The following is a 26863-nucleotide window of genomic DNA, read 5'->3' as shown; positions in this document are numbered from 1 at the left end:
ATTCGCCCATATCTGGTAGGGCGGCGGCCGGAAAGGGTCGGTAATGAGCGAAGCAACCGTGACTCCAGTTGCATTGATAGGGATGGGTTGCCGGCTCCCGGGTGGCATCGATTCGCCGGATAAGTTGTGGGACGCGCTGGTGCGCGGCGAAGACTTGATCACCGAAATTCCGGCCGACCATTGGGATGTCGACGAATTCTACGATCCCGAGCCGGGCGTGCCGGGTAAGTCGGTGACGCGGTACGGCGGATTCCTCGACGATATTTGGGGTTTCGACGCTCCGTTTTTCGGCCTCCGAACGCAGGAGGCGACTTTCATGGACCCGAATCACCGGTTGCTGATGGAGACCTCCTGGGAGGCCATCGAGCACGCCGGCGTGGATCCGCGTTCGCTGTTCGGGTCCAAGACCGGCGTTTTCATGGGAATCGTCCACGACGACCACGTCGTGCTGACCTATGAGGCCGGCCTCATCCACGAAGCCTACGCATACCCCGGCAACACGGCCAGCATGGCCTCCGGGCGCATTGCGTACTGGTTGGGCGTGCACGGTCCGGCAATGACGCTGGACACCGCGTGTTCGACCGGTTTGCTTACCCTGCACCTGGCCTGTCGCAGCCTGCACGAGGGCGAGAGCGACCTGGCCCTGGCCGGCGGCGTGAACACCCTGCTGTCCGGGATCATGAATGCGGCCGGGTCTGCGCTGGGCATGTACTCCCGGACCGGCCACTGCCACTCATTCGACGCCGCGGCGGACGGCTTCGTGCGATCCGAGGGTTGTGCCGTGGTCTTGCTCAAACGCCTTCCGGACGCCGTGCGAGATGGCGACCGCATCCTTGCGGTGGTGCGCGGGACCGCCGCCAACCACGATGGCCGCACCAAGACCATCTCGCGACCATCGTTGGACGCCCAGGCCAGCGCGTACCGGGCAGCGCTGGCGGCCGCGGGCGTGGACGGCGCGACAGTCGGCATGGTGGAGGCGCACGGCACCGGCACCCGCGTCGGCGACCCGATCGAATTCGGCAGCCTCGCCCAGGTATACGGCTTAAACGGCGAGCCGTGTGCGCTGGGGTCGGCCAAGAGCAACTTCGGCCACACCGAGGCTGCGGCCGGCACCCTGGGACTGATCAAAGCAACTCTCGCGCTGCAGCACGGTGTCGTTCCACCGTCGCTGCACTTCACCCGCTTTCCCGACAAACTCGCCGAGATCGAGACGGGGCTGTTCGTGCCGACGGAGGCCACCCCGTGGCCGACGCGTCCCGGTCAACAACGGCGGCGCGCCGCGGTGTCGTCATACGGCCTGAGCGGAACGAACGTGCACGCGGTACTCGAACAAGCCCCGGACAGCGCGCACCGGCACCGCCAATCGGCTGGGCACGGGGGTCCTTCGCTGTTCGCGCTGTCCGCCACCTCGCCCCAAGAGTTGCGCCGCACTGCGGGCCGCCTCGCGGAGTGGGTGCGCGGTTGCGCGGATCAGCTGGTGCCATCCGATCTCGCCTACACCCTGGCGCGCCGACGCGGGCACCGTCCGGTGCGTGCGGCGGTAGTCGCCGCGACCGCGAAGGAGCTCACCGAGCGCTTGCTCGAAGTCGCCGAGACGGACCTGCCGCACCCAGCTGCGGTGGGTCAGGACGACCGGGGACCCGTCTGGGTGTTTTCCGGGCAGGGTTCGCAGTGGGCTGCGATGGGCGCGGAATTGCTGGCTGCCGAACCAGTATTCGCCGCAACCGTGGCCGCGGCGGAACCGTTGATCGCCGAAGAGTCGGCCTTCTCGGTGACCGAGGCGATGTCGGCGCCGACGACAGTCACCGGAATCGACCGAGTCCAGCCGACCCTGTTCACCCTGCAGGTGGCGCTGGCCGCAGCTATGCGCTCCCACGGGGTCGTGCCTGCAGCCGTGATCGGGCACTCCCTCGGTGAAGTCGCGGCAGCGGTCGTCGCGGGTGCGCTGTCCCTCGAAGACGGCGTACGCGTGGTCTGCCGCCGCTCACGGTTGTTGAGCACCATCGCCGGTTCGGGGGCGATGGCGTCGGTGGAACTGTCCGCGCAGCGCGTGGACGCGGAACTGACCACCCGCAACCTTTCGGACGTGGTGGTGTCGGTAATCGCCTCCCCCGATTCGACAGTCATCGGCGGTAGCGCCACGTCGGTTCACGACCTGATTGACATGTGGGAGAGGCGCGACGTCATGGCCCGCGAGGTGGCGGTCGACGTAGCGTCGCATTCTCCCCAGGTTGAGCCCATCCTGGCCGAGTTGGCCGAAGTGCTGGCCGAACTCACCCCGCAGCCGGCCTCGATACCGTTCTACTCGGCGACCCTGGACGACGCTCGGGGGCGACCGCGTCTGGATGGCCGCTACTGGGTGGACAACCTGCGCAAACCGGTCCGGTTCGCCGACGCGGTCCAGGCCGCGCTGGAGGACGGCCATCGTGTCTTTGCCGAACTCTCCCCTCATCCGCTGTTGACCCGCGCGGTCGAACAGACCGCCCAGGCCGCGGGCGTCGAGGCCCAGGCAATTGCCTCCCTGTGGCGTGACCAGCAGCTGCCGCACGGACTGCACGAGTTCCTCGCGAATCTGTTCTGCGCCGGGGCCGCGGTGGATTTCGCGACGCTGTACCCGGCGGGACAGCTGGTCGAAGCGCCACTGCCCAGTTGGACCCATCGTCGGCATCGGGTTCGCCCGGCCGGCCCCAACCAGCAGGCGCTCGGTAGGCGGACCGTCGTCGTGCACCCGCTGCTGGGTGAACATGTCCGCCTGCCCGAGGACCCCGAGCGCCACGCTTGGCAGGGTGAAGTCGGCACCGCGACTCTGCCTTGGTTGGGCGACCATCAGGTGCATGCCGTGCCCACTCTCCCCGGAGCTGCCTACTGCGAGATGGCGCTGGCGGCCGCGTGCGCTGTGCTCGGAGAGAAATCCGAAGTCCGCGATATTCGCTTCGAGCAGATGCTGCTACTGGACGAGCAAACCCCCCTCAGCGCCGTTGCCTCGATTGACGCAAGCGGTGCCGTCGACTTCGAGGTGATGACCGATCATCAAGGCGAGCGCACGCGTCGTGCCGTCGCCCGCCTGCACGTCGCCGACGACGATCCACCGCCGCAACTGCAGGACACGGCCGCCCTCTTCGCCGCACATCCGACCCGCATCGACGGGGCAGAACTTCGAGAGCGGTTCAGCGCGCGTGGAGTTCAGCTGGGTCTGGCCTTCGCCGGTCTGATCGCAGCGCACACCGCCGACGACGCGTCCACCGTGCTGGCCGAGATCGCGCTGCCTGGACCGATTCGTGCGCAGCGGGCCGCCTACCGCATCCACCCGGCGTTGCTCGACGTCTGTTTGCAGTCCGTCGCCGCACACCCTGCCGTCAACCATGGCGGTGACGATCTGCTGTTGCCTCTCAGTGTCCGACGGCTACGCATCTGCGACCCGAGCAGCCAGCCGCGGTACTGCTTGGCTCGGCTGACGCGCCGGGATGCCTCTGGCATTGAGGCCGACCTCGATGTGCTCGACGAGTCCGGGGCGCCCGTGCTGATCATGCGCGGGTTGCGATTGGGCAGCAGTGCCGTTGCGGAAAGCGAACTCGAGCGTGCTCTCAACGAACGTCTCCTCTCGGTGGAATGGCAGCCGGCGCAATCACCTGTCTGCGCCGATGCCCACCCCGGCAGATGGCTGTTGATCTGCCCTTCCGATACCGAGGACCTGCTTTCAACCCGGCTAGCCGAGTCACTGAAAGCCCTTGGCGCACAGAGCGATAAGCTAGCCTGGCCGGAATACGTGGAGCAGCGCAGTCGCGTCGCGGGGGAGCTCGGAAGCCGGGTGAGCGCAGCCAGAGGCTTGGTGGTCGTGTTCCCGCCCCCGTGTGACCATCCTGACGCAGCAGGTTTGACGCGGGCGCGCGAGCATGTCGCGCACTTGGCGCGGATCATCCGCGAGTTGACCGAATTGCCGGGGGAGCCGCCGCGGCTCTACGTGCTGACCCGCGCGGCCCAGGCCGTTTCGGCCACTGACCGCGGCAACCTGGACCAGGCGGGACTGCGTGGTCTGTTGCGGGTCGCAGGCACCGAACATCCCGAACTGCGCCCCACCCAGATCGATGTGAGTGAGGACTGCGACCCCGAAAAGCTGGCCCTCGAACTGCTCTCCGGTTCGGCAGAGGACGAAACAGCCTGGCGGGGCGACCAGTGGTACGTCGCCCGACTGCGACGCGCGCCGCTGCGCCCGAACGAGCGGCGGACCGCCCTGGTGGACCACGCGTGCGACGGCATGCGCATGGTGATTCGCTCGCCTGGTGACCTGGCGACACTCGAAATCGTTGCCGCCGAACGTATTCCACCCGGCCCAGGTCAGATCGAGGTTGCCGTCACCGCGTCCAGCATCAATTTCGCCGATGTTTTCGTCGCTTTCGGTCAATACCCCACGGTCGACGGGCGCGCTCCTGGACTCGGTATCGATTTCGCCGGAGTGGTGACCGCTGTCGGGCCGGGAGTCACCGCCCACCGCGTCGGCGACCACGTGGGGGGGTTGTGCAAAAACGGTTGCTGGGCAACCTACATCACCTGCGACGAGCGCGTCGCTGTCACACTCCCGGACGGGCTGACCGACCAAGTGGCGGCCGCGACAACTAGCGCGCACGCCACCGCCTGGTACAGCCTGCACGACCTCGCCGGCATCAGAGCCGGCGAGCGGGTCCTGATTCATTCCGCCACCGGCGGCGTCGGGCAGGCCGCGATCGCGATCGCTCGAGCCGCGGGGGCACAGATCTTCGCCACGGCGGGCAGCGCGGTGCGCCGAGGATTGCTGCGCGACATGGGAATCAAATATGTGTACGACTCCCGCAGCACCGAGTTCGCCGAACAGATCCGCAAAGACACCAACGGCGGCGGTGTCGACATCGTGCTCAACTCGCTCACCGGTGCGGCGCAACGCGCCGGATTGGAGCTGCTGTCCTGCAACGGACGCTTCGTGGAGATCGGCAAGCGCGACGTTTACGGCAACACTCGCCTGGGGCTGTACCCATTCCGTCGCAACCTCACCTTCCACTACGTCGACATGGCCCTGCTGGTCGACACTGACCCCGAGCGGATGGGTGAGGTGTTGCGGCACGTGTACCGGCTCGTGGCCGACGGCGAATTGCCTGGACCCGAAAGCACGCATTACCCGCTGACCGAGGCGGCCACTGCCATTCGGGTGATGAGTGCGGCCGAGCACACCGGCAAACTGGTGCTCGACATTGCGCACAGCGGACACGGCACGGTGGTGGTGCCGCCGGAGCAGGCCAGAGTCTTCCGGCGAGATGGCGCATACGTCGTCACCGGCGGCCTCGGCGGATTGGGGCTGTTCCTGGCCGGGAAGATGGCTGCGGCGGGATGCGGCCGGATCGTCCTGACCAGCCGTTCGCAACCCAAACCCGAAGTTGCGCAGGCTATTGCGAAGATCCGTGCGGAAACCGGGGCACAGGTCCATGTGGAGTGTGGCGACATCGCTGAGGCCGCGACCGCCGTGAGTGTGATTGCCGCCGCGACCGCCACCGGACTGCCGGTGCGCGGGGTTCTGCACGCTGCGGCGGTGGTGGAGGACGCCACCCTCAGCACGATGACGGACGATCTCATCGAACGAGACTGGGTGGCCAAAGTCTGCGGCGCCTGGCACCTGCACCAGGCGTTGGGGCAGGCCAAATCCGAGCAGTCGCTGGACTGGTTCTGCCTCTTCTCGTCGGCGGCCGCGTTGCTCGGCTCTCCCGGCCAGGGGGCGTACGCAGCCGCAAACAGTTGGCTGGATGCCTTCACCCACTGGCGCCGGTCGCAGGGCCTGCCCGCCACCACGATTGCGTGGGGAGCGTGGGCCGAGATCGGGCGCGCCGCATCGCTGGAGGAAGGCCGCACCACGATGATCGCCCCCGAGGAGGGTGCGTACACCTTCGAGACCCTGCTGCGGTACGACCGCGCCTACACCGGCTACATCCACACGGCGGGAACACCGATCTTCGACTCCCTCGTCGCGCGCAGTCCGTTCGCCGAGGCGTTCGAGGCGGCTGGCGGATCACAGCGGCACAACACCAGCGCGGTGCGTGCCGAGTTGCTTGCGCTGGCCCGAGATGAGTGGCCGGCACGGCTTCGACGCCTGGTGAGCGAACAGGCCAGCGTCATCCTGCGCCGCAGTATCGATCCCGACCACGCATTCCCGGATCACGGACTCGATTCGCTCGGAAACCTCGAACTACGCAGTCGCATCGAAGCAGAAACCGGAATACGCATCACTCCCAAGGCCATCGCCACCCACAACACCGCGCGGATGTTAGCGCGGCATCTGGCTGATGTGCTGGCCGCTGATCAAACCCCGGCACCGTCATGACACGCCGGGGTGAACCCATCACAAGCAACAAGCGCCGAGGAGGCTAATTAAGTGGCAGGGCGGATAGGTCGCGCGCGAGAGTCCTTGAGAATCCGCAGATCCGAGCGCGCTGGACGGCCGGATAATCGGCTCGCGCCCGCGGACCAGGCCTTACTGGCTGAGCATTACGCCGCCGGCATGAGCGTGGTCATACAGGTCTGCTGGATCTACGAGCACCCAGTCGACCTCGATACCGTGCGGCGCTTCCACCATGATCTCGGTCAGGGGCTGCTGGGACGACGTATCGAACGCCCCGCGTTGCCGTTCGCCCGGCATCACTGGGTCGAAGACCGAATTCCGTCCACCCTTGACATCGCTGCGCGCGCCCGGCCACGTGGTGAAGTCAGCGACTGGCTCGACGAGCGCTCACAATTGCCCGTCGATCCGGAATCGGGACCGGGGTGGCACCTCGGCGTCGCGCCGTTCACCGACGGCTCGACCGGGGTGAGCTTGGTGCTGTCCCATAATCTGATCGACGGTCTGGGCCTGGCCATCGTGATAATCGAAGCGGCGTTGGGCAAGACACGTGATCTCGGGTATCCGCCGCCGTTGTCTCGTACCAGATGGCGAGGGCTGGTTGAAGATGCGCGGCTGACAGCCAAGGACCTTCCTGAGGTCGCCCGGGCGCTTGCCACGGGAGCCAAATTGGCCCGCAAACAGGCCCGTGAACGGCGCAGTAATCCGCGACCAGCGGCCGCACGTCCTGTCGCGGTCCGCGGCGCGGGCAGTGGCCGCGCGGGCGACGACGTGGTGCTTGTGCCGGCTATCTCGATCTACATCGACCTGGACGAGTGGGACGCCCGCGCCGAGGTGCTCGGCGGAGCGAGTCACACTCTGGCCGCGGCACTGGCCGCGAAACTGGGTGAGCGCATCGGGCGTCGGCGCCCCGATGACGGCGTTGTCACCCTGCAGGTTCCGATCAGCGACCGGACCGAAGACGACACCCGTGCGATGGCGCTCTCGTACGCACGTGTCAGCGTCGATCCGGCAGCGTTGACAACGAACCTGCGGGAAGTCCGGGCAGCGATAAAGCAGACGCTGAAAGCGTTGAAGGAAACGCCGGATCCTGCAAAGGCAATGTTGTGGTTATCTTCCTTCGCCCCGAAGCGGAGCCTGAAGCGACTCGTGGCGAGGATGCCCGCAGACCCCGATCAGCCGGTGTTTTGTTCTTATCTCGGCGATCTCCCGTCGATAATCGGCTGCCCGGACGGCACCGTCGCCGAGTTTGAAAACGCACGCGGGACCGGCCAGCACGAATCACGGCAGTTCCTTGATCAAATCGGCGGGCGGATGATCGTTCTTTCCGGGCGCATCAACGGCAAGATCTTTATCAGCGTCGGCGCCTACCAACCGGGAGCTAAGAACACCAAGGCCGCATTGCGCGAACTTGCTGCGGAAACAATCGCGGAGTTCGGTCTGACTGGCGTGATCGATTAGCTTATCCAGCCGACTTCGTACAATGCCGGATCAGCGAAAAGCCACGGTAAGAAATCATCTTGGGTAGCGGTCACCACGAACCAGACGAGAGATGGTTTACTCATCAAGGTCGGTCGCGTGCCCATGGAGTCGCTTGAGTTGATCGCCGCACATCGTGTGCGGTCGCTGTCGCATACGATGCGTTGCCAAACTGCGGGTCGCGGATGATATGTCGTTGCATGCTTCGACGGGGTTATGCGACGCGGGTTTGACGCGGGCGAAGGGGTTTCGGGATTTTGAGAGTATTGAGGCGGATATGGATTCCGATCGTCATACTGATTGTCCTCACCGCCGGCGGAGCCACCGTCTTGCGACTCCACCGCGTATTCGGCAATGAAAAGCGAGTTACGTACGCCGACACCCGAATCGACGATGCGAAACCGTACAACCCCAAGCACATTACGTACGAAGTCTTCGGACCACCCGGAACTGTGGCCGAGATCAGCTACTTCGACGGCAATGGCGATCCGCAGCACGCCAAAGCGGTGCCGTTACCGTGGACCCTGGATTTCCCCATCACCCAGACCACGTCCGCCGGGAGTGTTATAGCGCAGGGCAACACCGACAGCATCGGCTGCCGCATCCTGGTGGACGGTGTGGTCAAAGCGGAGAAGACGACGCATGAGGTCGAGGCTTTCACCTTCTGTCAGCTGAAGTCAGCATGAGTGGGGGTCAGATGGACGACCAACGGTCCCGCCCCTTCGCGGCCCGAACGATTCACCGATTTGCGGTGCCCATCATCCTGGCCTGGCTGGGCATAGCTGTCATCGTCTCCATCGGTGTTCCCCCGCTAGAAAAGGTCGAGCAGGAGCATTCTGTATCGCTGAGCCCGGAGGATGCTCCTTCGTTCAAAGCCATCAAGCGCATGAGCGCGGCTTTCCACGAATCCACTTCCGACAGCGTGGCGATGGTCGTTTTGGAGGGCCAGCACTCCCTCGGCGACGACGCTCATCGGTATTACGACCAACTGATTCATCAATTCGAGTCAAACCCGCATGTGAAGCACATCCAGAATTTCTGGGGTGATCCACTGACGGCGGCGGCCGCGCAAAGCCCGGACGGCAAAGCGGTCTATGTGCAGCTGAACCTCGCCGGCAGGCCTGGGTCAACCGAGGCAAACGCGTCGGTTGAGGTGATCCGCAGCATCGTCGCGAAGACTCCGGAACCAGCGGGTGTCAAAGCGTATGTCACCGGCCCGGCGGCAATCGTTTCGGACATGAGCGGCAGTGGCAACAAAACCGTTGCGCTCATTACCCTGGTCAGCTTGGCGGTGATCTTCGGAACGTTGCTGCTCGTCTACCGGTCGGTGGCCACCGTACTCATCTTGCTGGTGCTGGTCGGGATCGAATTGCAGATTGCCCGGGGAATTGTCGCGTTGCTCGGCGATCACGGGATCATCGGCTTGACCACCTACGCGATCAACTTGCTGGTCACGATCGGGATCGCGGCCGGAACGGACTACGGGATTTTCTTCGTCGGCCGCTACCAGGAAGCGCGTCAGGCCGGCGAGGATAAGGAACAAGCTTTCTTCACGACCTACCACGGGGTGGCGAAGGTTGTCTTGGCCTCGGGAGCCACCATCGCCGGTGCGCTGTTCTGTCTGAGCTTTACTCGGCTCCCGTTCTTTCAACCCATCGGCATACCCTGCGCGGTGGGTGTGCTCGTCGCGGTAGCGGTCGCGCTCACGCTCGTTCCGGCTGTTCTTGCCGCCGGAAGTCGAGTCCGCCTGTTCGAGCCCAAGCGCAAAGTCAAATCGTATGGATGGCGGCGCATCGGAACCGCCATCGTCCGGTGGCCCGGGCCGATTCTTGTCACGACGGTCGCGGTGGCACTCGTCGGTCTGTTGACCCTGCCGGGGTACAAACCCAGCTACAACGACATGCTTTACCTGCCCAAGGGATTTCCCGGTGAAGTCGGCTATGAGGCCGCGCAGCGACATTTTCCGCAGTCACGAATGATGACGCCCGAAATGGTGTTGGTGGAAGCCGACCACGATATGCGGAATTCGGCCGACTTCCTGGTACTGAACCGATTGGCGAAGGGCGTTTTGGCCGTGCCGGGCGTGTCTAGGGTGCAGTCGATAACCCGGCCCGAAGGCACTCCTATCGCGCACACATCGATCCCCTTCATGCTCAGCATGGCGCAGGCCGGCCAGATGCAGAGCATGGTGTTCCAGCGCGCCCGCATGGACGACCTGCTCAAGCAGGCCGACGAGCTGACGAAAACCATCGGGATCATGCAGCACATGTACGAACTGCTACAACAGCTCGTCGCCACCACCCACAACATGGTCGGCAATACCCATGACATACAGGACCTCACCGAACAGCTGCGCAACCGGATCGCCGATTTCGAGGATTTCTTCAGACCTATCCGTGCGTATTTCTACTGGGAAAAGCATTGCTTTGACATTCCGATCTGCTGGGCACTGCGATCTATTTTCGATTCCATAGACGGCGTTGACCAGATCGACGACAAGTTGCAGTTGCTCGTCGCCGATCTCGATCGCCTCGACGTGCTGCTACCGCAACTGCTCACCCAATTCCCGGAAATGATCGCGACCATGCAGAGTATGCGCACCATGATGCTGGCCATGCACAGCACCATGTCCGGAACTCTGGGTTTAATGGACCAGAACAACAACGGCAACACGACGGCAATGGGTAAAGCGTTCGACGCGGCAAAGGACGACGATTCTTTCTTCATCCCGCCGGAGGCCTTTAAGAACAAAGACTTCAAACGCGTCCTGGACGTATTCATGTCGCCGGACGGCAAAGCCGCGCGAATGCTTATTTCGCTGCGGGAAGACCCCGCCTCACCCGACGGCACGGCCCGCGTCGATGCCATCAGAACCGCGGCGGAGGAATCCCTCAAGGGGACACCGTTGGAGTCCGCGGCGGTATATCTCACCGGTACTGCGACGATGACGAAAGACCTCGTCGACGGGTCGAAATACGATCTCTTGATCGCCGGCGTTGCGGCACTATGCCTGATCTTCGTCATCATGCTGCTCATGACGCGCGCGTTTATTGCCGCTTTGGTCATTGTGGGAACCGTTCTGCTGTCGCTCGGCGCATCCTTCGGCTTGTCGGTACTGGTTTGGCAATATTTGATCGGCATGCCGATCCATTGGGTGGTACTCGCGATGTCGGTGATCGTCTTGTTGGCGGTGGGTTCCGACTACAATTTGCTGTTGGTATCCCGCATGAAAGAGGAGTTACCCGCAGGGATAAAGACCGGAATAATTCGCGCCATGGGGGGCACCGGCAAGGTCGTGACAAATGCCGGCCTGGTATTCGCGTTCACCATGATGTCGATGTTGGTGAGCGACCTGCGCATCATCGGGCAACTGGGCTCCACGATCGGCATGGGTCTGATCTTCGACACGTTGGTCGTCCGGGCGTTCATGACACCGGCCGTCGCCGCAGCACTTGGACGATGGTTCTGGTGGCCACTACAGGTCCGGCCCCGGCCAGCCAGCTTCCTGCTCCGGCCGGAGGGACCGCGCCCACTGGTGCGGGCGCTACTGAGGCAGCCACGGTAGTGGCGGATTCCCAGCTGAAGACAGCATGAGCACCGAAAGTCGCCAGGTTCCGTTGCTGGCCCGCGCGATCCGCAAATTCTCCGTGCCGATCATCCTCGCCTGGGTGGCACTGGCACTGTTCGTCAATTTGGCAATCCCCTCGCTCGAGGAGGCCGGCCAGGCACACTCGGTCCAGCTCAGTCCCCGGGACGCACCGTCGGTCGAGGCCATGGTGCGGATGGGCAAAGACTTCAAAGAGTCCGACTCGGACAGTTACGCGATGATCGTGTTAGAGGGCCGTCAACCTCTCGGCGACGACGCGCACGACTACTACGACGACTTGATTCGACGGTTGCGGGATGACCCCAAGCATGTCCAGCACGTGCAGGATCTGTGGGGCGATCGAGTCACCGCTTCAGGGGCGCAAAGCGCCGACAACAAGGCCGCATATGTGCAGTTGAATCTGGCCGGTAATCAGGGCACGACTCTGGGGCACGAGTCGGTGGCCGCGGTCCGCAGCATCGTCAACCGGACTCATCCCCCCGACGGTGTAAGTGTCTACGTCACCGGCCCGGCCGCGCTCGTGGCGGATATGGTGCACAGCGGTGACAAGTCCATTCTGAAAATCACCGCGTTGAGCGTCGCGATTATTTTCGTGATGCTGCTTCTCGTATACCGCTCGGTCGTCACCGTGATTCTGCTGTTGATCACCGTCGGCATCGCGGTGGGCACGTCCCGAGGGGTGGTCGCGCTTCTCGCGCACCGCGACATTCTTTCGCTTTCCACATTTTCCATCAATCTCTTGGTGGCCCTCGGTATTGCGGTCGGAACCGACTACGCGATCTTCTTTTTCGGTCGCTATCAGGAGGCACGCCAAACCGGTGAGGATCCGGAAACCGCCTACTACACGACCTACCGGGGAGTCGCGCCGGTCGTCCTGGCTTCTGGTTTGACGATCGCCGGGGCAATCCTTTGCCTCAGCATCACCAGGATGCCCATATTCAATTCGATGGGAGCGCCCTGCGCCGTCGGCATGTTCGTCGCCGTGGCAGTCGCGCTGACCCTGATTCCCGCCGTTCTGGCCGTCGGATCCCGATTCAAACTCGTGGATCCGAAGCGCCGCATCGGCGTTCGACGCTGGCGCCGGGTGGGCACGGCGATCGTCCGCTGGCCGGCGCCCATCCTCGTCGCGACAATTGCGATCGCGATCATCGGACTCGTGACGTTGCCCGGATACGAAACCAGCTACAACGATCGCCTTTATATCCCGCAGAATATTCCCGCGAACACCGGATACGCGGCGGCGGACCGGCATTTTTCACAGTCGCGCATGATGCCCGAGATTCTGCTGATCGAAACCGATCACGACATGCGCAATCCGGCAGACTTCCTGGTATTGCACAAGTTGGCTAAACGGCTCTTCCGGGTGCACGGGGTCTCGCGGGTGCAGGCTGTGACGCGTCCCGAGGGCACACCCATTCAGCACACCTCGATACCTTTCCTGATCAGCATGCAGAATGCGGCACAGCTGCAGATGATGAAATATGTCAAAGTCCGCATTGACGACATGCTTAAGCAGGCCGACTTGATGAGCTCGCAGATCGCGCAGACCAAGCGGATGTACAAGTTGCAGCTGGAGCTGAACAGTATCACTCACGCGTCGATCGAAAACACCAAGGAAATGTACGCAATCGTCGCTGAGCTGAAGGACCACATTTCCGATTTCGAGGACTTTTTCCGCCCGATCCGGAGCTATTTCTACTGGGACAAGCATTGTCAGGCAATCCCGATTTGCGCTTCCTTGAGGGCGATATTCGATGCGGTGGACGCCATCGACGCCGAAAGCGACAAATTCCAGGAAGTGCTGGTCGACCTGAACACAACCGATGTACTGCTGCCCCAGGTGTCTCAGCAGTTGTTGCCGATCATCGACACCATGGAATACATGCGAAAGATGTTGCTGGCCACGCACAGCACAATGGCCGGGGTGCTTAGCCAGATGGACGAGTCGACAGATGCGGCCACCGCGATGGGCCAGGCCTACGACGAAGCGAAGAACGACGACTCGTTCTACCTACCTCCAGAAGTATTCGATAACGCGGATTTCCAACGGGCCATGGGTGCCTTCATTTCCCCCGACGGTAAAGCCGCACGATTCTTCATCTCCTACAAGGGCGACCCGGCGACACCCGAGGGGATCGCACGGGTCGAGCAGCTACGCGCCGCGGCGGAGGAAGCTCTCAAGACAACGCCCCTGGAAAACTCAAAAATCTACGTCGCCGGCACCGCGTCGACATTCAAAGACTTCCGCGACGGCGCCAAATATGACCTTGCCATCGCCGGAATTGGCGCGCTGTGCCTCATTTTCGTGATCATGCTCATCATCACCCGGAGCATGATTGCTGCGCTCGTCATCGTGGGGACGGTGGCTCTTTCATTGGGAGCATCGTTCGGCTTATCGGTATTGATCTGGCAGTACATCCTTGATATCAAGTTGCACTGGATGGTGCTGCCGATGTCGGTGATCATCCTTTTGGCGGTCGGGTCCGATTACAACCTGCTGCTGGTATCCCGCATCAAAGAGGAAATATCCGCGGGTCTGCATACCGGCATAATCCGGGCAATGGGCGGCACCGGCAAAGTGGTGACAAATGCGGGCATGGTTTTCGCGCTGACCATGATGTCGATGGCAATCAGCGACCTGCGCATCATTGCTCAGGTGGGCACCACCATAGGCCTGGGCCTGCTATTCGACACATTGATCGTGCGCTCCTTCATGACCCCGTCCATTGCGGCGCTGCTCGGACGTTGGTTCTGGTGGCCCCAAGTGGTACGCCCCCGTCCGGCAAGTCAATTGTTGCGGTCCGCCGGGCCGCGGCCGTTGGTTCGATCCCTACTACTCGGGCAAAGAGACGACGAAGCGGTGACGGCCGAAATCCCGAAGCTGTCCAGCTGAGGCAGTAAGCCTGCGCAATTCATGGGAGGTCGGCCCAAAGGCCGGACAGCGCAGCGGAATCGCTTTACCCTCAACGGATACCGGCGAGACGGGAGACTCAAACCGGATTCTAGAAGGGATTTCGAGTGTCGTACGTATTCACGCAGCCGCCCGTATTAGCAGCTGCGGCAACCGAACTCGCGGGGATCGGTTCGGCACTCGGTGATGCCGCCGCATCCGCGGCCGGCCCGACAACCAAAGTGATGACCGCCGCCGCCGACGAAGTGTCAGCGACGATCGCCAACTTCTTCGGCGCATACGGCCAGGAATTCCAGGCCCTCAACACGCGGATCGGGTCGCTGTACGACGCATTCGTTCAGCGGTTGACCGCCACCGTCGGCAACTACGCCGACGCCGAGGCGCTCAACACGGCGCAATTGGTGCAGACCGCGACCGCCGGTCTGCCCACCCCAACAGTCGGAGCGCCGTCGGGACTGAGCACGGCAATCGTGATGGGCGGCACCGGAATGCCTGCCCCGACTCCCGGTTACGTCGATGCGATCACGCGACTGTTCCTGCCGCCGGGAATCCCCGTCTCCCCGTTGTTCACCCCCGAGCAGCTCTACCCGATCACCGGCGTCAGATCGCTGCCCCTGGCAACCTCGGTGCAGGAAGGTTTGCAGATTCTCAACGGGGCCGTTTCACAGCAGCTCGCGGCTGGAAACCACGTCACCGTCTTCGGCTACTCACAGAGCGCCATCATCTCGTCGCTGCTGATGCAGCACTACATCTCCCTGGGTCCGAACATGCCGGACCCCAGCATGATCAACTTCATCCTCACCGGCAACGAGATGAACCCCAACGGCGGCATCCTGGCCCGCATCCCGGGGTTGAACATCTCGACCATCGGCCTGCCGTTCTACGGAGCCACCCCGGACGGCCCTTATCAGACGACGACCTACACCATCGAATACGACGGGTTCGCCGACTTCCCGCGCTACCCATTGAACTTCGTGTCCGACCTCAATGCCGTGTTCGGCATCCTCACCGTGCACACCACCTACGTCGACCTGACGCCCTCGCAGATCGCCTCGGCCACGCTGTTGCCGACCGAGGGCACCACCAACAACCAGTGGTACATGATCAGGCATCCGGATCTGCCGCTGCTGGACCCGGTGCGCGCCATCCCCGTTATCGGCCAGCCCCTGGCCGCACTGGTGCAACCGGATCTGAAAGTGATCGTCAACCTCGGCTACGGCGACCCGAATTACGGCTACTCCACCAGCCCGGCCAATGTGGCCACCCCGTTCGGACTCTTCCCCAACGTGCCCCCCGAAGTCATCGCCAATGCGCTGATCGCGGGCACTCAGCAGGGTATCAGCGACTTCGCAGCGGCGGTGCCGGTCGCACTCAGCACACCGCCCGTGGTGACCCCGTTCGCCTTCCCGCCCCTGATCCAGCAGTACGTACCCGCGGCACCGCCGCCAGTGCCGGCAACTCCAATGAACATCGCCAACACACTGGCGTCAGTGGTGTCGACCGGCTACTCCGTGCTGCTGCCGACAGCGGATCTGGCCACCGCCTTCGCCACCACCCTGCCCGCCTACGACGCGACCCTTTTCCTGAGCCAGCTCGCGCAGGGCAACCTCGTCGAGGCGATCCAACTTCCGCTCGCCGCCACCACTGGACTGGTGGCGCTGGGCGGCATGATCGAGTTCATCTCGGTCGTCGAGGCGGCCGCCGAAATCGCTCAGGACCTGCAGAGCCTCAGCTTCTAGTGGCCACGATTCCACGGCGATCGCGCGGGCACCGAACTTCGGCAGATGTTTAGACGGCAAAACCACTATGAGATTGACCAGACCGCTTTAGTCTTGCTCCTAGCCAGAGATCAGCGGGCCGCCCGACGACCTTCAGCACCGGGTCACGCGGTCTGCTCCAACCTCGGCTTGTGACCGGAATATCTTGGCCGTGAAGGGAATTCGCCGATGTCATACCTAGCGACACAACCGGATGTGATGGCCGCCGCCGCCCAGGACCTGGCTGGCATCCGCGCCGCGCTCGCCCAGGCGACTGACACCGCCGCGGGCCAGACGACCGGCTTTGCCGCTGCCGCGGCCGACGAAGTGTCCGAGGCCGCAGCCCAGCTCTTCCGCACGTTCGGCCTGGAATACCAGAACGTCGTCGGCCAAGCGGTGGCATTCCACGACGAATTCAACCGCGCACTGGCCGCGGCCAGTGGCGCCTACGCCGAAGCCGAGGTGGCCAACGCGGCGGTGTTGTCAGGCGCGCTGGCGAGCGCCTCACCGATCGAGGCGCTGTTCGCGCCGGTACTCGCTCCGCTGCAACCGCTGCTCGCGCCCATTCAGTCGGTGCTGGCCCCGCTGCAGTCGCTGCTGGGGGGACCGGCAGCGACCGCGTCCGGGGGGACTCCGGTCACCATGCCCGTTGGAACGTCGGTGCCCACCGTCTACGACGTAGCCCTGATCATGTCCGGCAGCGGGACGCCGATACCTTCGCTCGCGTACATGGCAAGTGTCCGACCCTGGATTCAGTTTCACGTGACCAACCCGCTATCAATACCGCTGAACACCCCCGAGGGGTTGTATCCGCTCACCCACATCAAGGACCTACCGCTCAACCAGTCGGTAGCCACCGGTGTCACGGCACTGCACAACGCACTCTTCAGTCCCACCGGGTTGATCACCGCCGGGCAGAAGGTCTCGGTGCTGGGCTACTCCCAGAGCGCCGTCCTGTCATCGATCGAGTTGCGCAATCTGATCGCCGCGGGTAGCCCGCACACAGGCGATCTCAGTTTCACCTTGCTGGGCAACCCGATGGCCCCCAACGGCGGTCTGCTGTCCCGTTTTCCCGGCCTTAGCCTGCCGGCACTGGGCCTGGACTTCTACGGCCCGACTCCGGCCAACTCCGGGTACCCGGTCAACATGTTCTCGCTGCAGTACGACGGCTACACCGACTTCCCGCGCTACCCGATCAACTTCCTGGCCGACCTCAACGCATTCCTGGGCATCCAGAGCGTCCACGGCACGTACCCGAACATCATCAATCCCACCACGGGACAGCTCGCCCCCGGCTACAAGATGGTCGAGTTGCCGGTGTCCCCGACAACGGCTGCCAACGGTCTCGACCACTACTACATGATCACCTATGACCATCTGCCCCTCGTGCAGCCGATCCGCGCCATCCCGGTGATCGGAAATGCGTTGGCGGACTTGGTCGAACCGAATCTGACTTACCTGGTGAACTGGGGTTACGGCGACCCTCACTACGGATACTCGACTTCCTACGCCGACGTGTGGACCCCGTTCGGCCTGATCCCGCCGATTCCGCAGAACTTCATCGGCGACCAGGTCGCCCTGGCCGGCCAGGGCTGGGGTGCGTTCGTCGGCGACATCCAAGCGATGGTCCCGACCTCCTTGCCGTCGCTCACCGACCTACTGCCGGCTGGTGTGGGAGGCGGTGCCGGCCTGCCGTTCACGCTGCCGGGCGCCACCGGCTCGCCGGTGAACAGCTTCATCGACGCGCTCAGATCGGCAAACACCAACATCGTCAACTCGATCACCAAAGCGACCGCCGACGGTTACGCGCTGCTGCTGCCGACCGCGGACATCGCCAACACCATCGCGACCACGCTGCCGTCGTACGACTTCAACCTCTTCCTGGACGGCGTCCAGCAGGCCGTCAACGGCGACCCGATGGGTCTGGTCAACGCGATCGGCAATCCGATCGCTGCGAACGTCGCACTGTTGACGCTCGCCGGCGGGTTCCAGACCATCGTGACGCTCGATACGGTCGAGTCGGTGATCGGCGACCTCACCGGCGGGTGATCCGCTGCCTTAATTTCGTCCACCCCCGTTTTCGATGTAGAGAATCGGGCCCATGCCATTCCTGGCGGTGCAGGCAGGTGTGATTGCCGCGTCGGCGGCCAGTCTCGAGGACATCCCGGTTGGCCGATCGGCAAGGTGACCTCGGTCGCGTCCCCACGGCAAGGCTCGCGGCCACCGAAGAGGTTTCAGCCGGGCACTGTCTGCCGGCTGGCCTACCTCCAGACCGAAGTCGCCAACGCCGCGTCGAATGCGGTTGGGATCCGATTCTCGTAGCAATCAAGTCGCTGCTTGCCGACTCCGGGGCTCCCCCGGTGGCAAGCATTCTCACCTTGGTGATGGGCGCCAGCGGGTATCCGATCCCGATAGACGACTATCCAGAGCGTTCGGTCGGGTTCACACCGTCGGCAGGCGGCCGAGTGGCGTCGGCCATCAACTGGCTTGGCCTTCGCTGCCGTTGCCGTGGATGAAATCTGCGCTTGTGCCGCCGTGTCCGCCACCATTGGTTCCGGCGCCCGGGGTGCCACCGTAGCCGCCAGCATTCGTGCGGCCATCGGCGCCCGCGCCGCCGGCACCACCCGCAGCGCCGCCGCTACCCTGGCCGCCGTTACCACTAGCTGAGTTGTCGGCGTAGGCGCCGCCACCACCGCCGCCACCGGTGCCCGCCCCACCGGCACCACCGTTTCCGCCGCTACCCACATTGGGCTGGGCGTAGCTGTAGGCATCACCACCGGCACCGCCATACCCAGCCCCGTCGGTCACGCTGGACGCGCCGCCCCCGCCACCGCCACCGCCTTCACCCAGACGCTGTATGGCGACGCCACCGGCGCCGCCACCACCGCCGCCGCCGCCCAGTCCGCCGGTGGCGCCTGATGGGCCGCCACCGACTCCGCCTTGCCCGCCAGAACCACCCATGCCTTTGGCCACGAGGATGTCGACAGCAGCCGTTGTGGTTGCTTCGCCGCCGGCCCCGCCGGCGCCCCCGTGGCCGCCGGTGCCGCCGGTGCCGCCGCTGCCGGTGCCGGTGCCGGCGTTTCCGCCGTTGCCGCCCGCGCCACCGCCCCCGCCGCCGCCGCCGACGGCAGCATCGGTAGATGTGTAAAGGATCGAGTCGTCACCACCGCGGCCTGCGGCGCCGCCGGCACCACCGTTGCCGCCGTTGCCGTTGATTCCTCCATCAGGGGTGCCGCCTCCGGCGCCGCCGACGCCGCCGCGTCCCCCGTTGCCGCCCTGCCCTCCACCGAAGTAGCCCCAGTCCCCCTCTCCGCCATTGCCTCCCCTTCCGCCCGTACCGCCGACTCCACCGGTGCCCGCGCCGATGCCCACATCGCCCCCGGTGCCCCCGGCACCAGCATCGCCTCCCGTATCACCGTTTCCGCCGGAGCCGCCCTTACCGCCATCCCCACCGCTGCCATGGATTCCGCCGTAACCGGCGCTACCGCCGTTGCCGCCGGCCCCACCCGCGCCTCCATTCCAGCCGCCGCTGTTAGTAGTTTGGTTGGCGCCTTGGGCACCGTTGCCGCCTGCGCCGCCCTTGCCGCCGACACCGGCAGCCCCCGCGTGTGCGCTGTTCAGCCCGAGCGGTCCCGCCGATCCCGCGGCGCCGCCGTCGCCGGCATTACCGCCGGCTCCCCCATGACCGCCGGCGCCCCCGACACTCGACACGGCCAATCCGCCGTCCCCGCCGTGTCCGCCGAGGCCCCCGGAGCCTCCGTGGCCGCCGTCCCCGCCGGTGCCGAACAGCGAGCCAAGGCCGAACCACCCGGAGTTCGCGCCGCCACGGCCGCCGGCACCCCCGTTCCCGCCGTTCATCCCGACGGCGCCGGTTCCGCCGCCCGAGAGGCCGGTGGCCCCATCGCTACCGGTGTCACCGTTGCCCCCATTCCCCCCGGCCCCGCCGGAAAAACCGACGAGGGCCCGGTTTGGCCCGCCGGCCCCACCAGCCCCGCCGGCCCCGCCGGCCAGACCCGCGGAACCGGCGGCCAAACCGTCACCGCCCGCGCCGCCGGCCCCGCCACTGCCGCCGAACCACCCGCCGGCCCCACCGGCCCCGCCGGCCCCACCGGCCCCACCGGGGGTGACCGCATTACCGCCGCGCCCGCCGATGCCACCCTCGCCGAACAGGCCTGCGTCACCGCCCGCACCACCGGCCTGCCCCGGCGCACCTGACCCGCCATTACCGCCGTTACCCCACAGCAGGCCACCGGCCCCGCCGGCTTGTCCCGTCCCTGCGGCCCCATTCGCGCCGTTGCCGATCAAGGGACGCCCTAGCAACGTATTGGTCGGCGCATTGATCGCCGTCAGCACGTCCCGCTCCAACGTCTGCAGCGAGACGTTGGCGGCCTCGGCGGCCTCATACCTGAATCCGCCGCCACCTAAAGCCTGCACGAAGTCGTCATGAAACCGTTCCAGCTGTGCGCTCAACCCCGTGTACTGCTGCCCGTGGTTGCTGAACAATGTCGCGATCGCTGTTGACACTTCATCTTGCGCCGCGGCCACAATCTGCAGCGCTGGACCTGCTGCCGCGTTAGCGTGGCCGATTGCAGATCCTATTCCCGACAACTGCCTGGTAGCGGTCGCGATCACGTCCGGTGCGGCAACAAGATGCGACACGGCTGGTTCTCCTCATCACACTTGCGGGAAATCTGAATCATCCGATGAGGAGCAAGATTACGTGCTGCATTCGGCTGCCGTGGCGAATCGCGAAACGCATTCGTAGGACGTTGTTCTAATCCTCCCGTAGACACGGGCGACCGCTGGCGGGAAAGGGGGCTGGAAAACTTCGGCATGGGTGGGGTAGCCCGTGAAGCTGCGCGCTCGGTCTGGCTGGGGTTAGGCCAGTTGTTGTGTCGGCGGTCCAGTAAACGTGGCCGGCCTGTCAACCTTGCCAATCGTCGTCGTGTACACATAGGCGGACGTAATCTACTGCACTACAACGGAAATCACTGTCATGTGTTGAAGCCCAGCGGGCATATGCCAATGACTCGCCGCTGCTTAGCCATGTACCGGGTTTGTAGTAGCCGGAATTGACGATGCCGCCTTCTTCGAAGCCGTCCTACACCGACCCCGATAACTTGGGCAGTTGGGGGTTGGTGGCGGTGAAGCCAGTAGTGAGTTCGACCAACGCAGCGTTAAAGAAGCCAGCGTTGGCAGTGACCGCCAAGCGGGTGATCACCGGTGTACCTTCGGTGAGAACGGTGGATTTAACGGTGTTTTCGGTCTCAGTCGGCCGGGTGTATGTAACAATTCGAGGTGCGGGTCTTCCAACACGCGGCCAGCGACATCATCGCGGAAATCCACCCTAGGGCTCCAGCACCACCTTGCCCAGAACGCCACCCTGGTCCAGACTCTGCAGTGCGGCGCGCGCCTCGGACAGCGGATAACGTTGCGGTGGAGGAGGTTTCAATCCGAGCGTGACCAGCTGGTTGAGACCGGAGGAGAACAGCACCGCCGAGCCGGGCACCGTGTTCAGATACTCACCCCACGCGACACCCAGCACGCCGACGTTACGCAACAGCAGCCGGTTGACGGTCAGCGTGGGAATGCTTCCGGCGGCGAATCCGACCACCAGCAGCTTGCCGTCGATGGCCAGCACATCGATCGCGTCGTCGAAGGCCCGCCCACCGACCGGGTCGACGACAATGTCCACCCCCCGGCCGTTGGTCTGCTCGAGCACCCGCTCGACCCAGCCCCGCGCCACGCGCACCACATGGTCGGCACCCAGCGCCTTGACGTAGTCGATCGCGGCGTCGCGGTGCACCACACCGATCACCTGGCTGGCCCCCAACGCCTTGGCGATCTGTACGCCCGCGGTGCCCACCCCGCCGGAGGCGCCAAGTACCAGTACCGTCTGACCCGGCCGCATCACCGCCCGGCGGGACAGCGCGAAATACATGGTGTTGTAGTTCACCAACAACGACACCGCTTCGGCGTCGTCGAGTTCATCGGGGCTGCGGATCACATTGGAGGCCGGCACCGCCACCTGCTCGGCATAACAGCCGAGCACGCCGAATGCCGAAACTCGTTCGCCCACACGAAAACCAGATTCCACCGGGGCCGAACGCACCACTCCGGCGGTCTCCATGCCGGGCACAAACGGCGGCTGCAACTTGAGTTGGTATTTGCCTTTGGTCAAGAGCAGATCGGGAAAGCACACGCCGGCGGCGCGCACCTCGATAACGATGTTGCCGCCACCATCTCCTACGTCGTCGATATCGGTGTAGACAATGCCGGACGGGCCGCGAAGCTCCTGAACCACACAGGCTTTCACTGAATTGGTTACAGCTTGAAGCCAGCTTTTGTCGCCGCCGACAGGTCGGTGATCTCGCCCCAGTGCTCCGCCACGTCCTGCACGGTGGGCGGCTTGTCGAAGTTGGCGCCCTCGTTGCCGAACAGCGCAACACGCTGAACTTTGCCGCCACCGACCACGAATACCGAGCCGTTGTCGGCGTTCTCCTCGGTGCACAGATAGGCGACCACCGGCGCGACGAACTCGGGCGTCAGCTTCTCCAGCACCTCCTTGGGCATGATGTCCTCGGTCATGCGGGTGGCGGCGATCGGGGCGACCGCGTTGGAGTGGATGTTGTACTTGGCGCCTTCCAGCGCCAAGGTGTTGATCAGGCCCACCAGCCCCAATTTGGCTGCACCGTAATTGGTTTGGCCGAAGTTGCCGAATAGTCCGCTGGTGGAAGTTGCCACGACCACGCGGCCGTAGCTCTGCTCGCGGAAATGCGGCCAGGCCGCGCGGATCACGTTGTACCCGCCGTACAGGTGCACCTTGAGCACTGCGTCCCAGTTCTCCGACGTCATCTTGTGGAAGGTGCCGTCGCGCAGAATGCCCGCGTTGCTCACCACACCGTGCACCGCGCCGAACTCGTCGAGCGCGGTCTTGATGATGTTGGCCGCGCCCTCGGCCTCGGCGACACTGTCGTAGTTAGCAACCGCACGTCCACCGCCGTCCCGAATCTCGGCGACGACATGGTCCGCCATCGCCGAACCGGCGCCGGTGCCGTCACGTGCGCCGCCGAGATCGTTGACGACGACGCTGGCGCCCTCACGAGCGAGGGTCAGGGCGTATTCACGGCCCAATCCCCCGCCGGCTCCGGTTACTACGACGACGCGGTCCTGCACTCCGGGCATAAGTTTCCTTTCTTTAAGCGCTTGGCGATATCGATTGAGTCAGAACAGTTTTCGCGCGAGCTTGAAGGCGCGCTCGGTATAGGGCGGGTAGATCATCTTGGAAAAGTCGGGACGCGTCGGCTTGGTCAGCACCGACTTGCGGTGACTGAACTCGTCGAATCCCCATTTGCCGTGGTAGGCGCCCATTCCGGACGCACCCACGCCGCCGAACGGCAACTTGGCCGTCGACACCTGGAATGCGATGTGGTTGATCAGCATGCCGCCAGCCGGCACTTCCTTGATGAATCGCTCCCGAATGTCCTTCGACTTGGTGAATAGGTACGCCGACAGCGGCTTTGGCCGAGCGTTGATGAATTCGATGGCCTCGTCGAAGTTCTTCACGGTGAGCACCGGCAGCAACGGTCCGAAGATCTCGTTCTGCATGAGTGGTCCGTCGGCGGCGGGATCGACGACCACGGTCGGCTGAATGCGCAAGCTGTCCGCGTCGCACTTGCCGCCGACGGCGACCTTGGCGCTGCCGTCGGCTTCGGCTTTGGCGATGTAGCCACTCAACCGGTCGAACTGGCGTTGGTTGACGATGCGCATGCCGGCCTGGTTTTCCTGGGACCGGAACTTGGTGAGGGCAGCGCCGATCTTGTCGACCAGCTCATCACGGATGGACGCGTCGGCTAGCACGTAGTCGGGTGCCACGCAGGTCTGACCGGCGTTGAGGATCTTCAGCCAGGCGATTCGCTTGGCCGCCACGTCGATGTCGCCGTCGGCGGCCACCACCACGGGGCTCTTGCCGCCGAGCTCCAGCGTCACCGGTGTCAGGTGCGGCGCCGCCCCCTCATACACCTTGCGACCTATCTCGGTACCACCGGTGAACATCACCCGGTCGAGCCCCTGGGCGATCAGCTCCTGGCTCACCATGCCGTCGCCCTCGACCACCGCGACCGCGTCGCGGTCCAAGTACTTTGGCACCAACTCGGCCATCAGCCGCGACGACGCCGCGGCGATCTCCGACGGCTTGAGGATGACGGCGTTGCCGGCGGCCAGCGCGCCGACCGCCGGACCCAGCGTCAGGTAGAACGGGTAGTTCCACGCGCCGATGATCAGCACGGTGCCGTAGGGCTCGTACTCCACCCAGCCGCGGCCGGGCAGCTGCGGCGCCTCCAGCAGCAGATACTTGCGCCGCATCCACTTCTTCAGCTTCTTGGCGGCGTACTTGGCCTCGCCCGCGGTGGTGGCGATGTCGGCGATGAACGCCTCGACGTGGTTGCGGTCCAGGTCCTCTTCCAGCGCGGCGGCGATGGCGGGCTCGTTCTCCTCCACCAGCCTGGCCAGGGCCAGCAACTGCTGCTTGCGCCACTCGTAGCTGCGGGTGCGGCCGGATGCGAAAGTCTTGCGTAGCCGGGCAACAGTCTCAGGGATGGTGCTTGCTTCGGGGGCAGCCGTGGTCTGCGTGGGGGCGGGCGGGGATTCGGTGGTCATCGTTGTCCTTCCTTCCCGAGGTGCCCGCAGTGGTGCTCTGCGCGGTCGCCTATTGGGTGATAGACGCGATCCTAGCCACCCGGCTTTGCCGGCAATAGGACGGCAAGGGAAAGAAGAACTACCGGCGCTCAGCCGTCACGAAATCGGAGAAGGCGTCCCGGTCATCCGCCATCGGCACCTCGACTACCCAGCGGCCCATGCGCTGCATCTCATCGACCGAGCTCTGCGCAGTGGCCCGCCAACCGTGGTCGTTGAGCCAGTCAGCCAGCGGGGCGCGGTTTTCGTCGCGGTACATCAACTCGCCGACGTCGACCGTTTCCTCCAGCCCGATCTCCTCGGCAACCTTGCGGAACCGCTCGCGCATCTGCTGGCGACGCTCGTCGGCGTGGTTGGCCGCGGTTTCCGCGGCGATCCGACTACCCTGCGCACTCAACTCACCGACCTGGGCGAACAACCGGTCCTGCGCCTCACCGGGCAGATACATGAGCAGGCCTTCGGCCAGCCACGCCGTCGGAACCGCCGGATCAAAACCGGCCTGACGCAGCGCCGCGGGCCAGTCCTGGCGCAGGTCGACGGCCACGGCCCGGCGGTCGGCCGAGGGGGTCGCACCGCTTTGGGCCAAGGTCGTCGACTTGTACTCGAGCACCTGGGGCTGGTCAATCTCGAACACCGTGGTGCCGGCCGGCCAATCCAGCCGGTAGGCGCGCGAGTCCAGGCCCGACGCCAAGATGACCACCTGCCGGATTCCGGCGGCGACGGCGTCGGCGAAGAACGTGTCGAAGAAATTAGTGCGGACGGCCTGGTAGCCGCGCATGTGCTGGACCATGGCGGCGGCTTCGGGGTCCAGCGTCGCGACCTTGGCCGCGACGTCCGGGTCAAGCATGGCCTCCCACAGCACGCCGGCGTTGGCGCTGGTCACCAGAAGCTTCGCGTAAGGGTCGCGGATCAGCGCGTCAGGCTGTTCGGTCTCGACGGCCCGGGCGGCGGCCACCATCACGGCGGTGGTGCCGACGCTGGTCCTGATGTCCCAGGTGTCGTCGTGGCTGCGCAGTGTGCTCATTGGCGTACTCCCCCGCTTGCTTAGATGGCTGAGCCGGTGCGATGGGCTTGCATCAGAGTCGACGTGATTGCCTCGCCGATCAGGTCTTCAGGCACCGGACGGCCCAGTCGGGCCATTTCCTCATGATTGGCCACGGCGTCGACCTGCCAGCCGTGGTCGGTGAGCCATTGAGCCGGATCCGAGCGGTCCGGTTCGTGATAGGTCAGGGCCCCGATGTTCACGTCCAGACCGAGCCGGTCGCGCATCCGGTCCCAGCGCTGGCGGTTGCCGTTGACGACCATAGTGAACGCCTCGACGGCGATCCGGCTGCCCGGCGCACTGAGGGCGGAGCACATCTCGAAGAGGCGGTCCTGGGCATCGCTGGGCAGGTAGGCCAGCAGACCCTCGGCCAGCCACGCGGTCGGCTGGCCCGGGTCAAAACCGGCGCAGGTCAGCACAGCGGGCCAGTCGTCGCGCAGGTCAACCGCGACAGCATGCCGTGCCGCCGTGGTAGCCGCGCCGGAGGAACTCAGAATCTCGGCCTTGTATTCCAGCACCTTGGGCTGGTCGATCTCGTACACCTGAGTACCCGTCGGCCATTGCAGCCGGTAGGCCCGCGCGTCCAGGCCGGCGGCCAGAATGACCATCTGCCGGATGCCGGCCTGGGCGGCGGCAGCAAAGTACTCGTCGAAGTAGTGGGTGCGCACCGCCTGGTAGTCGCAGCCGACCCGGTGTATCCGTCGACCGTGCTCGTCTCCGTCGAGCCACGCGATGCCAGGGTCGGCCAGTCGGGCCCAGGCCGGACCGGCCGAGGCGACCAGCAGCCCCGCGAACTCGTCGCGGATCAGGGGATTCTCTCCGGCTGTCTCCACCGCACGCGACGCGGCGACCGCCAAAGCGGTGGCGCCGACACTCTCGGTGATGTGCCAGCTGTCCCCAGCGGTTCGCAATGAAGGCAGGGAGGGCGAGTCCAGATCAGTCATGACTCGGCCATGATACCTAATAAGTTAGGCAACCTATACGGTTTGTGCGGCAGCTCACCGCGTTCCAGATC

13 protein-coding genes are annotated in these 26863 nt (G+C 64.8%); 7 read left to right on the top strand and 6 right to left on the bottom strand.

Features of this window, described 5'->3' with window-relative positions; all coding sequences use genetic code 11:
* The first annotated feature begins 43 nt into the window (after positions 1-43).
* The 7 genes from pks2 to H0P51_RS01910 all read left to right on the top strand — a co-directional run bounded on the left by pks2 (position 44) and on the right by H0P51_RS01910 (position 18161).
* Complete coding sequence (pks2, locus tag H0P51_RS01940; RefSeq protein WP_180916395.1) at positions 44-6343, top strand: sulfolipid-1 biosynthesis phthioceranic/hydroxyphthioceranic acid synthase; 6300 nt, start codon at positions 44-46, stop codon at positions 6341-6343.
* 51 nt (positions 6344-6394) lie between these two features.
* Positions 6395-7819: a hypothetical protein gene (locus tag H0P51_RS01935; RefSeq protein ID WP_180916394.1), complete on the top strand. Its 1425-nt coding sequence runs from the start codon at positions 6395-6397 to the stop codon at positions 7817-7819.
* A 284-nt stretch (positions 7820-8103) separates the two neighbouring features.
* On the top strand, positions 8104-8523 hold the full coding sequence (locus tag H0P51_RS01930) for an MmpS family transport accessory protein (RefSeq protein ID WP_180916393.1): 420 nt from the start codon (positions 8104-8106) through the stop codon (positions 8521-8523).
* On the top strand, positions 8520-11402 hold the full coding sequence (locus H0P51_RS01925) for an MMPL/RND family transporter (protein ID WP_180916392.1): 2883 nt from the start codon (positions 8520-8522) through the stop codon (positions 11400-11402). The genes H0P51_RS01930 and H0P51_RS01925 overlap by 4 nt, the downstream gene beginning before the upstream one ends.
* Positions 11403-11427: 25 nt before the next feature.
* Positions 11428-14337, top strand: a complete 2910-nt coding sequence (locus tag H0P51_RS01920) for an MMPL/RND family transporter (protein ID WP_180916391.1) — start codon at positions 11428-11430, stop codon at positions 14335-14337.
* A 125-nt stretch (positions 14338-14462) separates the two neighbouring features.
* Positions 14463-16094 (top strand): PE family protein, encoded by a 1632-nt coding sequence (locus H0P51_RS01915; protein ID WP_180916390.1) that lies wholly within the window; start codon positions 14463-14465, stop codon positions 16092-16094.
* 207 nt (positions 16095-16301) lie between these two features.
* On the top strand, positions 16302-18161 hold the full coding sequence (locus tag H0P51_RS01910; protein ID WP_180916389.1) for a PE-PPE domain-containing protein: 1860 nt from the start codon (positions 16302-16304) through the stop codon (positions 18159-18161).
* Between the two features lie 429 nt (positions 18162-18590).
* On the opposite strand, the gene H0P51_RS29070 is transcribed toward H0P51_RS01910, so the two are convergent.
* The 6 genes from H0P51_RS29070 to H0P51_RS01880 form a co-directional block, all read right to left on the bottom strand.
* Positions 18591-20771 carry a PE family protein gene (locus tag H0P51_RS29070; protein WP_213016719.1) on the bottom strand — a complete coding sequence of 727 codons (2181 nt, stop codon included), beginning with the start codon at positions 20769-20771 and terminating at the stop codon, positions 18591-18593.
* A gap of 688 nt (positions 20772-21459) precedes the next feature.
* Positions 21460-22428: an NADPH:quinone oxidoreductase family protein gene (locus tag H0P51_RS01900; RefSeq protein WP_180916388.1), complete on the bottom strand. Its 969-nt coding sequence runs from the start codon at positions 22426-22428 to the stop codon at positions 21460-21462.
* A gap of 8 nt (positions 22429-22436) precedes the next feature.
* The gene (locus H0P51_RS01895; protein WP_180916387.1) at positions 22437-23297 is read right to left on the bottom strand and encodes an SDR family NAD(P)-dependent oxidoreductase; all 861 of its coding nucleotides are present in this window, start codon (positions 23295-23297) and stop codon (positions 22437-22439) included.
* A gap of 39 nt (positions 23298-23336) precedes the next feature.
* Positions 23337-24770, bottom strand: a complete 1434-nt coding sequence (locus H0P51_RS01890) for an aldehyde dehydrogenase family protein (RefSeq protein WP_180916386.1) — start codon at positions 24768-24770, stop codon at positions 23337-23339.
* Between the two features lie 118 nt (positions 24771-24888).
* Positions 24889-25830 carry a class I SAM-dependent methyltransferase gene (locus H0P51_RS01885; RefSeq protein ID WP_180916385.1) on the bottom strand — a complete coding sequence of 314 codons (942 nt, stop codon included), beginning with the start codon at positions 25828-25830 and terminating at the stop codon, positions 24889-24891.
* 20 nt (positions 25831-25850) lie between these two features.
* A complete protein-coding gene (locus H0P51_RS01880) occupies positions 25851-26792 on the bottom strand; it encodes a class I SAM-dependent methyltransferase (RefSeq protein ID WP_180916384.1) in 942 nt (313 codons plus the stop codon).
* Between the last annotated feature and the right edge of the window lie 71 nt (positions 26793-26863).

This window comes from Mycobacterium vicinigordonae (assembly GCF_013466425.1).
Lineage (GTDB): Bacteria > Actinomycetota > Actinomycetes > Mycobacteriales > Mycobacteriaceae > Mycobacterium > Mycobacterium vicinigordonae.
The sequence above is the reverse complement of the archived record's forward strand: the minus strand, read 5'-3'. Positions and strand labels throughout refer to the sequence as shown.

Excerpts from the sequence above, each read along its gene's own strand:
- pks2 (WP_180916395.1), top strand. The coding sequence starts at position 44 with ATGAGCGAAGCAACCGTGACTCCAGTTGCATTGATAGGGATGGGTTGC.
- H0P51_RS01890 (WP_180916386.1), bottom strand. The coding sequence starts at position 24,770 with ATGACCACCGAATCCCCGCCCGCCCCCACGCAGACCACGGCTGCCCCC.
- H0P51_RS01880 (WP_180916384.1), bottom strand. The coding sequence starts at position 26,792 with ATGACTGATCTGGACTCGCCCTCCCTGCCTTCATTGCGAACCGCTGGG.
- H0P51_RS01895 (WP_180916387.1), bottom strand. The coding sequence starts at position 23,297 with ATGCCCGGAGTGCAGGACCGCGTCGTCGTAGTAACCGGAGCCGGCGGG.
- H0P51_RS01910 (WP_180916389.1), top strand. The coding sequence starts at position 16,302 with ATGTCATACCTAGCGACACAACCGGATGTGATGGCCGCCGCCGCCCAG.
- H0P51_RS01925 (WP_180916392.1), top strand. The coding sequence starts at position 8,520 with ATGAGTGGGGGTCAGATGGACGACCAACGGTCCCGCCCCTTCGCGGCC.
- H0P51_RS01920 (WP_180916391.1), top strand. The coding sequence starts at position 11,428 with ATGAGCACCGAAAGTCGCCAGGTTCCGTTGCTGGCCCGCGCGATCCGC.
- H0P51_RS01885 (WP_180916385.1), bottom strand. The coding sequence starts at position 25,830 with ATGAGCACACTGCGCAGCCACGACGACACCTGGGACATCAGGACCAGC.